At 63.5% G+C, this 13,929-nt stretch carries 10 protein-coding genes and 2 pseudogenes; 5 read left to right on the top strand and 7 right to left on the bottom strand.

The window, feature by feature from the left end; all coding sequences use genetic code 11:
• The first annotated feature begins 65 nt into the window (after nt 1-65).
• Together EJL01_RS04070 and nrdF are read left to right on the top strand one after the other, a co-directional pair.
• The gene (locus EJL01_RS04070) at nt 66-1,433 is read left to right on the top strand and encodes an NAD(P)/FAD-dependent oxidoreductase (RefSeq protein ID WP_125106362.1); all 1,368 of its coding nucleotides are present in this window, start codon (nt 66-68) and stop codon (nt 1,431-1,433) included.
• 101 nt (nt 1,434-1,534) lie between these two features.
• Nucleotides 1,535-2,503 carry a class 1b ribonucleoside-diphosphate reductase subunit beta gene (gene nrdF / locus EJL01_RS04065; RefSeq protein ID WP_125106361.1) on the top strand — a complete coding sequence of 323 codons (969 nt, stop codon included), beginning with the start codon at nt 1,535-1,537 and terminating at the stop codon, nt 2,501-2,503.
• A gap of 121 nt (nt 2,504-2,624) precedes the next feature.
• Here the strand turns inward: nrdF and EJL01_RS04060 are convergent, their stop codons facing one another.
• Complete coding sequence (locus EJL01_RS04060) at nt 2,625-3,566, bottom strand: LysR family transcriptional regulator (RefSeq protein WP_125106360.1); 942 nt, start codon at nt 3,564-3,566, stop codon at nt 2,625-2,627.
• Nucleotides 3,567-3,691: 125 nt separating this feature from the next.
• Here EJL01_RS04060 and EJL01_RS04055 point away from each other — a divergent pair, with 125 nt between their 5' ends.
• Nucleotides 3,692-4,681: a putative oxygenase MesX gene (locus tag EJL01_RS04055; RefSeq protein WP_125106359.1), complete on the top strand. Its 990-nt coding sequence runs from the start codon at nt 3,692-3,694 to the stop codon at nt 4,679-4,681.
• A gap of 23 nt (nt 4,682-4,704) precedes the next feature.
• Nucleotides 4,705-5,742, top strand: coding sequence for a methionine synthase (locus EJL01_RS04050; protein ID WP_125107395.1), 1,038 nt, complete (start codon nt 4,705-4,707; stop codon nt 5,740-5,742).
• Nucleotides 5,743-5,974: 232 nt separating this feature from the next.
• Here EJL01_RS04050 and EJL01_RS04045 read toward each other — a convergent pair.
• The 3 genes and pseudogenes from EJL01_RS04045 to EJL01_RS04035 form a co-directional block, all read right to left on the bottom strand.
• Nucleotides 5,975-7,136: pseudogene (locus tag EJL01_RS04045) on the bottom strand (IS3 family transposase).
• Nucleotides 7,137-7,285: 149 nt separating this feature from the next.
• On the bottom strand, nt 7,286-8,467 hold the full coding sequence (locus tag EJL01_RS04040) for a Wadjet anti-phage system protein JetD domain-containing protein (protein WP_164509709.1): 1,182 nt from the start codon (nt 8,465-8,467) through the stop codon (nt 7,286-7,288).
• Between the two features lie 2 nt (nt 8,468-8,469).
• Nucleotides 8,470-10,878 (bottom strand): ATP-binding protein, encoded by a 2,409-nt coding sequence (locus EJL01_RS04035; protein WP_241209096.1) that lies wholly within the window; start codon nt 10,876-10,878, stop codon nt 8,470-8,472.
• A gap of 66 nt (nt 10,879-10,944) precedes the next feature.
• Between EJL01_RS04035 and EJL01_RS13210 the strand changes: the two genes are divergently transcribed.
• Nucleotides 10,945-11,571 carry a hypothetical protein gene (locus EJL01_RS13210; protein WP_235988556.1) on the top strand — a complete coding sequence of 209 codons (627 nt, stop codon included), beginning with the start codon at nt 10,945-10,947 and terminating at the stop codon, nt 11,569-11,571.
• 33 nt (nt 11,572-11,604) lie between these two features.
• On the opposite strand, the pseudogene EJL01_RS13465 reads toward EJL01_RS13210, so the two are convergent.
• From EJL01_RS13465 to EJL01_RS04025, 3 genes and pseudogenes are all read right to left on the bottom strand, one after another.
• Nucleotides 11,605-11,784 (bottom strand): annotated as a pseudogene (locus EJL01_RS13465) (ATP-binding protein); the annotation flags it as partial.
• Nucleotides 11,781-12,413 carry a DUF4194 domain-containing protein gene (locus EJL01_RS04030; protein WP_125106356.1) on the bottom strand — a complete coding sequence of 211 codons (633 nt, stop codon included), beginning with the start codon at nt 12,411-12,413 and terminating at the stop codon, nt 11,781-11,783. The pseudogene EJL01_RS13465 and the gene EJL01_RS04030, both read right to left, overlap by 4 nt.
• The gene (locus EJL01_RS04025) at nt 12,410-13,864 is read right to left on the bottom strand and encodes a DUF3375 domain-containing protein (RefSeq protein WP_125106355.1); all 1,455 of its coding nucleotides are present in this window, start codon (nt 13,862-13,864) and stop codon (nt 12,410-12,412) included. Before EJL01_RS04025 ends, EJL01_RS04030 begins: the two co-directional genes overlap by 4 nt.
• Nucleotides 13,865-13,929 lie beyond the last annotated feature (65 nt).

The raw sequence follows: 13,929 nt of genomic DNA, 5'->3' as shown, positions 1-13,929 counted from the left end.
CTGGACGGTAGGGAGAGGGTGCAGTCGTCCGTCCGGCCCCTTGCCGGGATGCACCCGTGACACCGATGCACGACCGTATAGCTCGCTCATTCTGGATCGACCGCGCACCGAAGCGCGTCGCGCAGCCGTCGCTGCACGGCAATCAGCACACCGACCTGCTCATCATCGGCGGCGGTTACACCGGCCTGTGGACGGCCTTGCTCGCCGCCGAACGCGAGCCTGGCCGCCGCATCACCCTGCTCGAGGGAGGCACGATCGGCCATGCTGCGAGTGGCCGCAACGGCGGTTTCGTCGAGCCGAGCATCAGTCACGGCATCGGCAATGCGCTGGAACGCTGGCCAGATCAGGCGAGTGAGATCGCGCGCATTAGCGAAGACAACTTTGCGGCCATGCGAGCCGACATCCAGCGGCTTGGCATCGACTGCGACTGGTCCGAGGCAGGCAACCTCACGTTTGCCCGCACCCAGTGGCAAGCGGATGCGCTTGAGGAGTTCGCGCCCGAGGCGACCGCCCACGGCGAGCCGACCACCTTCATCGGTGCCGACCGCATCGGCGAGTTCACGAAGTCGCCGGCGTACGTCGCGGCGACCCACACCTCGGCCGGTGCGACGGTCGACCCGTACAAGCTCGCGCTTGGACTGCTGGATGCGGTGCTCGCAGCGGGTGTCGAGGTCTGCGAACACAGCGTCGTGCGCCGACTCGACCACGCGAGCGAGTTGCGGGCGCACACCGAACGGGGGAGCATCCGCGCGAAGCAGGTCGTGCTCGCGACGAACGCGTATCCGTCGCTCCTGCGCCGACTCGCGGGTGTCACCGTGCCGGTGTACGACTACGCGCTCATGACCGAGCCACTCAGCGAAGAGCAGTTTGCGAGCATCGGTTGGACCGGGCAGGAGGGGCTCTCGGATGCGGGCAACCAGTTCCACTACTACCGCAAGACCGACGACGGCCGGATCCTCTGGGGCGGCTACGACGCCGTCTACTACTTTGGCTCGCGCCGCAGCGAGGCACTGACGCAGCGGGCCGAGACGTTCGCGACGCTCGAGCGCAACTTCTTCGCGACCTACCCGCAACTGCGCGGGGTGCGATTCACGCATCAGTGGGGCGGCATGATCGACACCTCGACGCAGTTCTGCGTGACGAGTGACGTTGTCTCGCGCGGGCGGATCGCGTACGCGGTCGGGTTCACGGGCCTCGGCGTCGCGGCCACGCGCTTCGGCGCGCAGGTCATGCTCGACCAGCTGGCGGGGGAGCAGACCGACCGCCTCGCGCTCGACCTCGTGCGCAAGCATCCGCTGCGGTTCCCGCCCGAGCCCGCCCGCGCGTTGGGCGTGAACATTTCGCGCCGGTCGATGGCGCGCGAGGATGAAACGGGGCGGCGAAACCTCTGGCTGCGCACCATGGATGCGGTCGGGCTCGGCTTCGATTCGTAGTGTGTTCACCGCGGGCGGAATCGAATGGCTGGGGCCTGTGTTTACACCCGGGTCGGCCCTCCACTCGGGCTAGACTCGTCGCGACAAGGAGGAGCGTTTCTATGGGTGATCACCTGCTCACGCACGTGGAGGCAATCAACTGGAACCGGATCCAGGATGATAAAGATCTTGAGGTCTGGAACCGGCTGACCAACAACTTCTGGCTGCCCGAGAAGGTGCCGCTGTCGAACGACATTCAGTCGTGGGCGACGCTGACCGAAGACGAGCAGCGCCTCACGATGCGCGTGTTCACGGGGCTCACCCTGCTTGACACGCTGCAGGGCACCGTGGGTGCAATCTCACTGATTCCCGACGCCGTGACCTCGCACGAGGAGGCCGTCTACACGAACATCGCGTTCATGGAGTCGGTGCACGCGAAGAGCTACTCGTCGATCTTCTCGACGCTCGCGAACACGCCGCAGATCGACGACGCGTTCCGCTGGTCGCGTGAGAACCCGCTGCTCCAGAAGAAGGCGCAGATCGTGCTCGACCACTACCACGGTGACGACCCGCTGAAGAAGAAGGTCGCCTCGACGCTGCTCGAGTCGTTCCTCTTCTACTCGGGCTTCTACCTGCCGATGTACTGGTCGTCGCACGCGAAGCTCACGAACACGGCCGATCTCATTCGCCTCATCATTCGCGACGAGGCCGTGCACGGGTACTACATCGGCTACAAGTACCAGCAGGGGCTCGAGCGCGAATCGCAGGAGCGTCGCGACGAGCTCAAGGACTGGACCTTCGGGCTCATGTACGAGCTTTACGAGAACGAGGTTGCCTACACGCACGACCTCTATGACGGGGTCGGCTGGTCAGAGGATGTCAAGAAGTTCCTCCACTACAACGCGAACAAGGCATTGATGAACCTCGGCTACGAGGCGATGTTCCCGTCGACCGTGACCGACGTGAACCCGGCGATCCTGTCGGCGCTCTCGCCGAACGCCGACGAGAACCACGACTTCTTCTCGGGGTCGGGCTCGTCCTACGTCATCGGCAAGGCCGAAAACACCGAAGACGACGACTGGGCCTTCTAACCCTTCCCGAAACACAGTTGAGTGGTCAGTTTTTGTAGTTCTGACGCCGTCAGAACTACAAAAACTGACCACTCAACTGTTCTTCGGGCTGTGGTCGGGGATGCGTGGGGAGGGTGTGCGCTTAGCCGAGCAGCTCGACGCCGAAGCGGGTGACGACGTTTCGTAGTTCTGCGAGGTACCGCTGTGCCTGCTCGGTGAGTGGGATCGAGGAATGGCTGATCCAGCCGATCTCGATTCGTTCGTCAACGGCGAGGGGAATGGCGACGATTTCCGGGTCGAGGTCGTCGCTGATGAGGCCGGTCGAGATCGTGTACCCGTCGAGCCCGATCATGAGGTTGAAGATCGTTGCGCGATCAGAGACCCGAATATCTTGTTTGCTCGATAGCGTCGAGAGGATCTCCTCGGCGAAGTAGAACGAGTTGTTCGCGCCCTGGTCGAAGGTGAGCCGTGGCAGATCAGCAATGTCGTCGAGGGTCACGCGATCGCGGGATGCGAGGGGATTCTTCCGCGCAATGAAGATGTGCGGCGTGGCAAGAAAGAGCGGATGGAACGCGAGCCCGGAATCCCGCAGCAGTTTTTCAATGACTTTCCGGTTGAAGTCATTCCGATAGAGAATCCCGAGTTCGCTTCGGAGCGTCCGGACGTCTTCGATGATGTCCCACGTGCGTGTCTCACGTAGCGAAAACTCGTACTCGGCAGCGCTGGTGGACTTCACCATCTGCACGAACGCGTCAACCACGAACGAGTAGTGCTGCGCCGACACTCCGAGCAACCGCCGCGACGGCGGCCGCCCGAGGTACCGCTGCTCGAGGAGTGACATCTGCTCGACAACCTGCCGGGCGTATCCGAGGAACTCCGCGCCATCCTCGGTGAGCGTCACGCCGCGCGTCGACCGGAGGAGCAATGGGCGCCCCGCTCGCGACTCAAGATCCTTCATCGCGGCTGACAACGTTGGCTGCGCGACATAGAGCAAGTCAGCGGCAGCGGTGATCGATCCCTCGGCCGCGACCTCGATGAAGTAGTGCAGCTGCTGCAGCGTGATGCCCTTCGAACTCGTGGTCATAGCTAAAGGCTATAGGAGTCCATAGGTGCCGCAAGTTACTTGATGGCACCTTTGTGCCTGCAGTATGGATGCATCGACTTCCGCAAGGCCGAGCCCGGCCGATCACGCGCCCAGATTGGACGGACATGACGAACGAGTTCACGTTCAAGATTTCCACCACCCGATTCGACGAGGACTACGCTCCGTCGGAGAACTCGAGGATCACCACGAACTTCGCGAATTTGGCGCGAGGCGAGCACCGGCATCAGAATCTCCGCAACACATTGACGATGATCAACCGTCGGTTCAATGATCTTGCGGAGTGGGACAACGGGAACCAGGATCGCTACGAGGTTGAGTTGGAGATCGTGTCAGCGGACTTGCAGTTCACTGCAGCCGATCAGGACCAGCAGTTTCCATTTCTGGAGATCCTCGATGTCCAAATCCTCGACCGGCTGTCTGGCGTTCGGCACCCGGGGATTGTTGGCAATAACTTCTCTTCCTACATTCGCGACTACGACTTCAGCGTGCGGCTCCCGGCTGCCAACAAGGGTGCAACGGAATTCACCGTTCCCGATGACTTCGGCGATGTGCACGGCAAGCTCTTCCAACACTTCCTTGACTCCGCGGTTTACCAAGAGCGCTTCCTCGGCTCGCCCGTCATCTGCATCAGCGTTTCGACGAGCAGGACATATCGCCGCACCGAGAATCACCACCCGATTCTCGGCGTCGAGTATCAGCAGAACGACTATTCCCTGACCGACGACTACTTCGGGAAGATGGGCCTGCAGGTGCGGTATTTCATGCCGCGAGGCACCGTCGCCCCGCTCGCGTTCTATTTCCGCGGCGACCTGCTCAACGACTACTCCAACCTGCAGCTCATCGGCACGATCAGCACGATGGAGACTTTCCAAAAGATCTATCGCCCAGAGATTTACAACGCGAATTCGGCCGCCGCGGGAATTTACCGCCCGTCGCTGGATTCGCAGGACTTCTCCAAGACGCTCATTGATTACGATCGCGTCGAGCGGAGCGAGCTGGCGACCAAGCAGGGCAAGTTCACCGAGGAACACCTCATGAAGCCGCACGGAGCGGCGCTCGAACAGTTTGCCGCCAACGTCCCTGTCCTCGTGTAATGACCGCCGGAGTTCACTCGAATATGCCAAAGCTTCTCCCCACCGCAACCGTCGGCAGCTTGCCAAAGCCGTCGTGGCTCGCACAGCCGGAAACGCTCTGGTCGCCTTGGAATCTCCAGGGGGATGCGCTGGCCGAGGGCAAGCAGGATGCGTTGCGGATCGCCGCCCATGAGCAGGCCCGCCGCGGCATCGACATCATCAGCGATGGTGAGCAGACCCGACAGCACTTCGTCACGACATTCATCGAACATCTCAGCGGGGTCGACTTCGAGCGCCGCGAGACCGTGCGCATCCGGAACCGCTATGACGCGAGCGTACCGACCGTGGTGGGTGCGGTGAGCCGAGACGCCTCCGTCTTCGTCGAGGATGCGCGCTTCCTGCGCCAGCAGACTGATCAGCCGATCAAGTGGGCGCTGCCCGGGCCGATGACCATGATCGACACGCTTGCGGATCGGCACTACAAGAGCCGAGAGAAGCTCGCGTGGGAATTCGCGACGATCCTCAACGAGGAGGCGAAAGAACTCGAGGCGGCGGGCGTTGACATCATTCAATTCGACGAGCCAGCGTTCAACGTGTTCTTCGACGACGTGCGCGATTGGGGCATTGCGGCACTGGAACGGGCCGCCGAAGGACTCCGCGCCGAGACTGCTGTGCATATCTGCTACGGCTATGGCATCAAGGCGAACACCGACTGGAAGGCGACGCTAGGGTCCGAGTGGCGGCAGTACGAGGAGTTCATCCCGCTGCTGCAGCAGTCCAGCATCGATATCGTTTCGCTAGAGTGTCACAACTCCCACGTCCCGCTTGACCTCATCGAACTCATCCGTGGCAAGAAGGTCATGGTGGGGGCCATAGATGTCGCGAACGAAACGATCGAGACGCCGGAAGAAGTGGCCGCGACGCTTCGGGCAGCGCTCCAGTTTGTGGATGCGGACAAGCTCATCCCCAGCACCAACTGCGGCATGGCCCCCTTCCCGCGCGACGTCGCACTCGCGAAGCTGAGTGCCCTGAACGCGGGCGCAGAAATCGTGCGCGCCGAGCTCCCCGGCAGTACGGCATAACTCGCTTTCCGCTGAAGGGGCTTCGCTCCGTGCCTCCAGTCGCAGCCACCGGAGGAATGTCCCTGCGACTACCGGAAAGTTGAGGCAGCATCGTCTGCTTCGCAGTGGCATGCAGAGCGCACGCCAGCCGCATACGTCGAAGTGATTCGCGTGATTTTGGGGTCTAGCGTGAGTACTGAGCCTTCTGGCGGGGGCAAAGGGGTCTGCTGCACGGATAGGTGTCAGTTTCTAGTCACGCAGCCAGGTCGGCTGGTGTGGTCATGATTGTCTCGAATTCAACAGGGGTCAAGCGGCCGAGTCGGGACTGGCGTCGTCGGCGGTGGTAGGTGCGTTCGATCCAGGACACGATCGCGATTCGCAGTTCCTCACGGGTGGCCCAGGATTGCCGGTCGAGGACGTTCTTCTGCAGCAGGCTGAAGAACGATGCCATGGCGGCATTGTCCCCAGCCGCGGCCACCCGGCCCATCGACCCGAGCAGGTCGTGACGGGTCAGGGCCCGCAGGAATTTCCTCGAGCGGATTGCGATCCGCGGTCGGAGTGGACGATGCAGCCCGCGACGTCGCCGCGGCGGGCAACGGCACTGTCGAGCGCGTTCACCGCGATCCGGGACTTCATCCTGGAGTCGATCGAGTAGCCGACGATTCGGTTGGAGTGGACGTCCTTGATCGCACAGAGGTAGAGCTTGCCTTCGGCGGTCTTGTGTTCGGTGATGTCGGTCAGCCAGAGCTCGTTGGCCGTCCGGGCGGAGAAGTCGCGCTTGACGAGGTCGTCGTGGACGGCGGGGCCTGGACGCTGGTTCTTGCCCTTCTTCTTCCCGAACTTGCTCCACCACCGGTTTGAGCGGCACAGCCGCCACGCGGTGCGATCGGCCATCGCCTGGCCGGCCTCACGGGCTTCGTCGGCGAGCAGCCGGTGCCCGAACTCCGGATCATCCTTGTGGGCGTCGAACAGTGCGTTGGCGCGGTAAGCAGCCACCACCTCGCTTTCGGGGATGGGTGCGTTCAGCCACCGGTAGTAGGGCTGTCTGGCGAGCTTGAGGACCCGGCACGTTACCGTGACGGGGATACCGTCGGTGGCGAGCTCTTTCACGAGCGCGTAGTACCTTTTCCCGGCAGGTTCGCCTGGGACAGATACGCCGCTGCGCGGCGCAGGACCTCGTTCTCCTGCTCCAGCAACCGGATCCGTTTACGGGCCTCCCGTAACTCCGCGCCTTCTGCGCGGGTCAGGCCGAGCTTGGCACCGGTCTCGACGTCGGCTCGTTTCAGCCATTTCTGCAGGGTCATCGGGTGGACTCCGAAGTCTTTGGCGACCTGTTCGATCGTCACTCCGGGTTCACGGTTCCGAGCGACTCGAACGACGTCGTTGCGGAACTCGTCGGGGTAGGGCTTGGGCACGATGGCATCCTTCCAGACCTGCCCCATAGTTGGGGGCAAGCCAGATCAGATGTCACCTACTCGTGCAGCCGACCCATTATTCTACTTGGTTTGTTCATTGCTGCAGCCACAAACCTTGTTTCGAAACGGAGCAGTTAACTAGTGGAGGACTATTGGTTCAGTCTGCTCGCGGATGCGGATGCGGAGGCTTGGGATAGGGCGAAGAGGGCAGCCGACCAGGGGATGCGTTCCTGCTCGAGGCGGGTGTCGTCCTCTGAACGCAAGAGGTCGAGTGCGAGCTGCTCCCCGGCGGTGAGCGACGCGAACAGCCCGCGATGCGGCCTGGATTCCTTGACCCAGAGGTCGCGGTGCGCGAGCAGCGTCGCTTCATCCATCAGGGTTGAAGTCACGTCGGGCAGGTGCGTCCGCAAGCGATGCAGAATCGCGAATCCGTGCGAGTCGAGATCGCCCCAATAAATGACCCGAGACTCCCGAACCCAGGCAATCTGCTCGAGGAGGTTCACCGCGTAGCCGGCACCATGTATCGCAATGGCCCCGGGCCAGGGCGGCATGGCGAGCACCGACTCGACGTTCTCGAACACGAATGTCACCCGCGGCCGATAGGCGCGGGCATCAAGCTCGGATGCGGGCGCCGCGAAGTCGAGGATCTCGCCTGGCGCGAGGGTCGGGTCGAGCACGCGCACTCGGATAAGCGCGTCTGAGTCCACAATGCCCGGCTCACGACTCGTCAGCGCAGCCAAGAACTCGGTGACGAGTCCGCGATGTGCACCGAACCACTTCGTGTCGATGCCACGGATCGGCAGTTGCCGGGGCCGCAATCTGGCCACATCGTTCGTCGCCAGCCACTCGACCACGTCGAGCAACGTGCCAAAGTCCCCCTCGGCGAGGGCAAGAATCATGGCCGCGCGGCTCCGAACTACCGCCGCGAGCTCTGGCGCACGAACAAACCGTTCGGCCACCGCATCCGCCCGGTCGCGCAGCACGCCCCACTCACGTTTCGCGGCTCCACCCGCGAATGCCGCGACACCATCAGGGCTCGAGAAGACAGCTCGAACCGGCACATGTTGTTTGCCGATGCTCTTCCACGTGCGGTTTCCCCATTCAATCCGAATGCCGGAGTTCGGCGGCGCGTCGGCCAAGCCACGCCAGCTTCGCGCCCACGACTCGGCAGCATGCTCGTCGGCGCGCATCTCGCGCTCGGTCGGCGGATGCAGGGCAATGGTCCACTCGAAAGCTTGGTCCGTCGGTGCGATCCGCTCGGCCGCCCAACCACTCCTGCTCGACCGAACCCGTTTCGTCGCCAACTCGCGGGCCTCCGTAATCAAACGCATCGCTAGCGCCGCTCCCATGTCACGTCTGCGAATTCGGACTTGCGTCGGGTCGGGTTTTCCACCACGGTCACGCCACCGATGTAGGGCTCAAGCGTCTGCAAGAGCTTGTGCGGGGTTGCGAGCACGAGGTGGAACCCGAACTCGGTAAACACGTCGAGCGCCATCCGGGTGAACCGAGCATCCGCCTTATCGAAAGCCTCGTCGAGGACGACCGTGCCGTACTTGGTGTGGGCATCGTCAGCGTCGGCGAGCTGGTACCGAAGCGCCGCCGCCAAGCAGAACACGGCCAACTTCTGCTGCTGACCGCCCGACAGCGCCCCAGCCGAGTCGAAAGTGGCGTGGACGCGTTCGTCCTCGTCAATCTCGTCCGCGAGAAACGTGACGTGCAGCCTCGTGTCGAGACATTGGTTCTTCCACTGGCGATCGACGTGATCGCTCGACTCGAGCCGACGCATGATCCGGGCCAACGTGCGGAACCGTGTCTCGGCCGTCTCGGCATCGTCGTCCTCCCAGCCTCCCTCGGCAATGGCCCGGAGATCGTCGAGGAATTCCTTGGCGGCGCTCGGCCGGTTCGTCTTGACCCGGATGCTCAGGAATCGGTCACGATCGAACGGCGACTTCCGCAGCGACGAGTTGACGGGCACGATGCGGTCCCGGACCTCGTCCGGCGCCGCGAGAATCTCGGAGCGCAGGTCACCGACCATGTCGCGGGAGCGCTCGCGCAGGAGCTTGAGGAAGCGCGATTCGTGGTCGGGTAGCCGGTGCGCAGCGATTGTCCCGAGTAATTCGAGGTAGCCCTGGCGGTCCTCAACTGCCGGGGCGAGGTCGGCGGCAGCCGCGGGCCAGCGTCCCTTGAACTCGGTGGCCAGGTTCACGAGATGGCCGGACGACTGCGCAGCGTCGCGGTTCGCCGCATCCAGTTCACGGCGCAGAGCGTTGGCGACTTCCGCGCCGATGTCGCCGATATTGCTGCGCGTGATCAGGCGCTGTGATGCACGGAAACGCCGCTCAAGCTCGTCCATCACATGTTCGCTGAGTGACGGTGCACCGGTTGACACGAACTGCGCATCCATGTCATCGATCTCTCGCGTGAGTTCTCGCTGCTGCCGTTGCCGATCGCTGAGCTCGACGCGAAGTTGCTCGAGCTGTTCGTCCGCGGTTGCCACAACGTTGCGGGCCGCTGTTACCGCAGCGACGGCAGCACTCGCATCGCTGTTGGTGCGGGTCAGGGCGTCGAGTTGTTGCTCAAGGTTGCGCAGCGACGATTCGGCGCTCCCTCGGTCGAGGTCACGCCAGTCCTGGCTTCGAATCGCAGCGACGGTTGCGTTCTGCACCATGGCCTGAGTCTTGGCGGCTTCGGCGCGGTCGACGATCGCCTCGGCTGCTTTAACCTCAGCTTCGGCCCGATGGAGGTGTGTGATCAGTGCTTCATGTTTGGCTTCGCGGTCGCCGAGAACCCAATACCGCTGGTCGGAAATGTCGTGCCGGTCGTCTTTCTCGTAACGGGTCGCCGATTGCTTGAGCTGGCCCTCCTTGGTGATTGCGCGCGCATGGCGATCGAAATCATCCGGGCTGTCGACACAGGCGTAGTCGAACCTCGTAGAGAGCACGCCGGCAAGCCACGCAGCATATGGATGCTCGGCGACAGCGACGCGGTTGACGAGCGACACGTCGCTAGCAGCGGGCTGCGGTGGGGCCGGCTCACCGACCACCTCGAACCGCAGCCGGCCCGGAATCCGGTGGGCGTTAACCCAGCGACGGACTTCCGCAAGGTGATGCTCGGGCACCAACATCGTGAGGGCGATCGAGCGAAGGACCCGCTCGATCGCGCCGGTCCACTCCGCGTATTCCTGCCGCACTTCGATGAGTTCCGCGGTGAACGGCAGCGCGCCCGGGGACGCCCCGATCGCGCGCTCGATCTGCGCTCGAATCTCGAGCAGCGCTGCGGGGACGCTCGTACCACTGCGCCGCAACGTCTCGATTTCGGCGCCAACCTGCGCCAGATTGCGCTTAGCGTCGGCGAGCAGTTGCTGTTGTACGTAGCTTGCACCGACCGGCAACGAGCCATTGGCCCGTTGATCAAGCTGGGCCAATAGCTCGGCGAATTCGGCCGCAGTTTCCGGCGCGTGGTTGATTCCGACTTTCGCGAGTTGCGTTGATAGGTTCTGCCACCGTTTCGCGGTGCGATCGACGTCCTCGCGGGCGGCATCAATCCTGAGGCGAAGCTGGTCGACTCCGCTGCCGGTCAATTGCTGCTCTCGCTGTCTCGCAACATCGAGGGCCTCCCGTGCTTGTTTCACGTGGCGGCTCGCGTGCTCGATGCCGGGGATCAGTGCCTGGATGTCCTCATCGACCCGAACCAGCTCCGCTTGCGCCAGGTCGCGCCGTCGGCCGCGCTGGTAGGGGAGCACCGCATCCGCGAGTTCATTCGCCGACCGGGCTGCGTCGAGGGCGGCGTCGTAGGCCTCGGATTGGACTTGAAGCTGCTCGAGGTGGTCACGCTGCATCCGCAGCTGCACCACGTGTTCGTGCGCGTCGTTGAGCTCCCCGAACTGTTCGGTCGCGTTGTCGGCGATGTCGAAGGTCCGCGGCCGATCGAGCATGTAGTCACGGAACAGCTGATCGAGGCTGTCGAGACTCTTGGCCGACTGCGTCTTGTGCAGCAGCTGCAATGCGCTGTCGTTCGCGATACCGAAGATCTTGCGCATCCGGGCGTAGAACGCGCGATGCGAGCCGGTAGTCGTGACCAACGCATCCGGCCACTGCGCCTGGATCTTGCGCGTCTCGAGCCCCTTGGCGGCGAAGGGCTCGAGCTCGCGGAGATCCAACGGCGACCGTTCGATCATGAATATGCTCGCGAGATCGGCGGATTGGGTGCTCGTGCCCTTGGCAAAGAAGAGGCGAACCAGCGTCGTGGGGTCGTCGACGCCGTTGTCGTACCGCAGCAAAATCCCACCCCAGGTGGCACGCTGCCGGAGGTACTGGCTCACCACGCGGTCTTCGTACTCGTCGCTGGCCCGGTTCCATGCGCCACGAACGTAGCTCATCAAATTTCGGCGGTCGTCGCGTGTCGTCGCGCCCTGCGCGGCGGTGTTGAACCGTAGCCAGTGGTCGGGTGTGAGGACGGCGGAGATGGCGTCCAGCAGGGATGACTTACCCGAGCCGGAGGGCCCGGTGATGAGGTGACCCTCCCGGGCTATCGGGATCCGGTAAATGGCCCCATCGAACGTGCCCCAGTTGGCGAGCTGGACTTCTGCGAGCCGCCATTGCCCCGCGGGGCCGATGTGGCGTGCGGGCGCGGCCGGTGCGTGCGTCATTCGGCGGTGTCCTGTTCACTTGGCTCGAGGTTGCGGTAGATGGCGGTGAGTTCGCGCACGCGGTCGGCGTCGATGAGGAATTTCACGACAGGAGAGATCTCGACGCGGTCATCAGCCGCCTTGTGCAGGATCCGGTAGCGGTCTTTCATGTGTCCCCAAGCGCTATTGAGATTGCGCTCAAAGGTCACCTCGTCACCGTTGCGGTAGACCTGCATCTGCTCGTAGACCTCCTCCTTTCCGACAATTACTCGTTGCTCGCCGCCGCTCGCGAGCAGAATTTGCCGCAGTGTGAGGAGCATCGCGGTGTCGAGGAAGGTGAGGGGCTCGTTGCGAAGTGCGGTCGGCACATCGAGCTCGTCCGTGTGCACCTTCTGCACAAAGGCGAATTCGTCGTCCCGGTCGATGACAAGCTCGAGGAAGAGATCATGCAGGCGCGAGCGGATTGCCGCCTCATCGGCGAGGAGCGCCGTCCAGAGGTTTGAGTGCGTGGTTCCCGACAGGTAGGGGCCCTTCAGCAGGTGCAGCAGCGTTCTCCGGGACGTCTCGTGAAGTGTGCCGGTGTCATTGCGCCACAGGGCTGCTTCGTTTCGACCACCGGGCTCTGCCTGGCCGTGTTCGGTCGCGTTCACGCAATTACCTCCTTGGAGAAGAGATGCCGCATTACGTTGGCCCTGCGTTCAACGCCGTCTCGGCCCCGCCATCGCAATTCGTCCTGGTCGTCGGTCACTTCACCCTGAATCGCCGCAAGCGACAGCAAGCCGATGACGCTTGCAACGCCCTGCGTCGCCGGATGCGCGGTCAAGATCTCCGCGACCGTCACCGGTTTGCCGTGCTCGAGCGCGTGATTCACGTGGCCCGCGAGCTCGGTGAAGTCGATTTCGGTCTCTCGCGCGATTTCCGCGAGTCGCGCGAAGTCGGTCTCACCCGAGATTGCGTCATCGAGCGTCGCGCTGACCTCGAAGTCGCTGGGGTCGTGGGGCACGATCGCGCCGACGCTGCGGAGTTGCATCGACGTGAGGTCGAGGTCGACCCCGATTCGAGCGTATGGCTTCACGCTGCCGCGCGATTCGGCTGCCGCGCCGAGCGCACCCTGGAGCAGACGACGCAACTCGCGGTCGCGCTGAAAGTCTTGCGAGCGCACGTAGCGGCGAAGACCGCGGGCAAACTCGGTGAGTGACTGGTTCACCTCGCGGTTGCCCTGCTTCATGGTGCGCATCAGGTGGCGAAGCGCGCGGCGGGTATCGGGCGTGAGTGAGGCCGCGAAATCGCGGTCGAGGATCGCCGCGACATCAGCGTCGAACGCGGCGGATCGCTCCGGGTCGCGGATAAGTGCGGAGAATGCGGCGAATGTGCGTCCCTCATCCGACGAATCAATGAGGTCGACGCCGCGAAACACGTCATCCAGCACGGAGCCGACCGAATTGTCCGAATTGAGCAAGCTCGACCGGAGCTCGTGATTCAGCTCCTCGAATCTCGTGCGCACGCGTGCGAAGTCTGCGGGCAGGTTCTGCGCCTGCAGGAGCACTTCAGTGACGCGCTCGGTTGCGCGCGCGGCGTCGATCACGTCGATATCGCCGCTGCGGATGCGGGCGATCTGCGTGTCAATGGCGTCGCGCTGCCGTTCGAGGGCCTCGAGCCGTCGCGTTTGATTCGGGTCGGTGTCGATCGCCAGGGTGTGCAACGTAGTGGCGAGCGTCATGAGCCGCGACTCGGTGAGGGTGGACTGCGGCTCTTGAAGCTGATCAAGGATGCGTAGCGCGTCGAATCCCGCGGCCGAAAGTTCGTAGGTTTCGCCTCGAGCTGCCGACGCGGGCCGTCGAATGAGGATGCCTGCGTTGCGCCACTCGTCGCAATACGACTTCCCGTTGCCAGATCCGAGGGAGAAGTGGTCGCGGAGGTCCTCGAGATCGGCATCGAGACGTTCGTGGAGCTCGTCGGTGGCGATCCGTTCGCCCGGGCCACCGAGGTGCGTGCCAAGCACCGCGGCGATGATCGGGAGGTGCTCCTTGCGCAGCATCCCGAGTGTGGTGTTTTCGGCAATCAGTCGTCGCAGCTCTAGCGCCCGTGCGATCGATGTCATGCATCCCATCTTGCCGTGCCCCACCGACATCCCCGCGCCCACCGCATCTCCAGGAGCAGTTGAGT

This window comes from Gulosibacter massiliensis, assembly GCF_900626105.1.
GTDB classification, from domain to species: Bacteria; Actinomycetota; Actinomycetes; order Actinomycetales; family Microbacteriaceae; genus Gulosibacter; species Gulosibacter sediminis.
Note: the sequence above shows the minus strand (reverse complement) of the source record. Positions and strands in the feature narration are given on the sequence as shown.